The sequence below is a fragment of the Kitasatospora sp. NPDC004799 genome (assembly GCF_040609095.1).
Taxonomy (GTDB): domain Bacteria; phylum Actinomycetota; class Actinomycetes; order Streptomycetales; family Streptomycetaceae; genus Kitasatospora.
The window spans coordinates 1-1,181 of the sequence record NZ_JBEXJK010000824.1; the positions used below are offsets into that span (position 1 = coordinate 1).

At 74.3% G+C, this 1,181-nt stretch carries 1 protein-coding gene; it reads right to left on the reverse strand.

Features of this window, described 5'->3' with window-relative positions; translation table 11 throughout:
* Positions 1-1,181 (reverse strand): TIGR03773 family transporter-associated surface protein (locus ABZW03_RS41070; protein WP_355270016.1); only part of this gene is annotated, 1,181 nt, incomplete at both ends.

Sequence of the window (1,181 nt, forward strand, 5' to 3'; positions counted from 1 at the left end):
GCCATGATGGTCATCCCGCCCATGCTGTGCCCGGCCAGCACGGCCCGCTCGCCCGCCGGCGCCACCCCGTACGGGTCGACGTTCCCGACCGCGATCGCCAGGGTGGCGGTGTCGCTGGTGACCTCGCCGGACGGCAGGGTCGCGCTCATCCGGAGCGTCAGCCGGTACACCCCCTCGCGCGTGAAGCCCCAGCTCGGGTGGGCGTGCGTGTTGACGGGCTTCTCGATCGAGTCCGGCAGGCCGTCCCGGTCGGCGAACTCGGCGGTGTACGTCCGGCAGAACAGGTCGCAGTCGTACAGCGCGAGGTGACCGGGGCCGCTGACGGCGGTCGCGGTGACGGTGACGCCGCCGGTGATGTCGCCGGGTTTCAGCGTCTCGGTGCTCCAGCCCGGCCAGAGCATGCCCTCCTGGTGGGTGCCGGCCAGCCTCCACTCGGTCTCGCCGGGCGCGCCCAGGAAGTCCAGTCCGGCGGGAAGCCGGCGCAGGCCTTCGGGCTTCACGTGCAGGACCACCTGTTCGGGGTCCCGCCAGACCTTCACCCCGGGCACCGTGCCGTCGTGGATCCGGAACCGCAGCCGACCGTCCACCAGCCGTGCGGCCAGGTCGATGTGACCCTCCGTCAGGACGGCTGCCCCGCCGACCCCCGTTCGGGGAGGGGGATTCGTGGTGGTCGTCGGCGCGGGCTCGACGGTCGTCGTCCCGGTCGGCGAGGCGGTGGCGCTCGGCGCGACGGTCCCGGACGGCGCGGGCGTCGGCGGCGGGCTCGTCGTGGCGCCGGACGTCGGCGCCGGCTCCGGACTCGCTCCCCCGTCCCGGACCACCTCGACGGTCACCGTCTCCGTGTCGATCTGCCGTTCGGCGGACGGGAGTTCGACCGAGGCCTCCATGGTCAGCCGGTAGCTCCCGGCCGCGGTGAACCCCCAACGCGGCTGCCGCTGCGTGCCGTTGGGCTGACTGCTGGCGCTGGGCAGGCCCCACCGGCTGCTGAGGTCCGCCTCCGGGAAACCGCCCTCCGCGTTGCGCGAGTACGCGGCGAAGTCCCCCGGCGCGGCAGCCCGGGTGACCATGAACTGCGTCCGCTCACCGGCCGCCGTCACGGGCAGCTCGGCGGTGCTGAACGCGGGGCCGCCCTCGGGCAGGTAGGCGGTGCTGCCGTCGTCGCCGAGGAACCAGAACGAGCC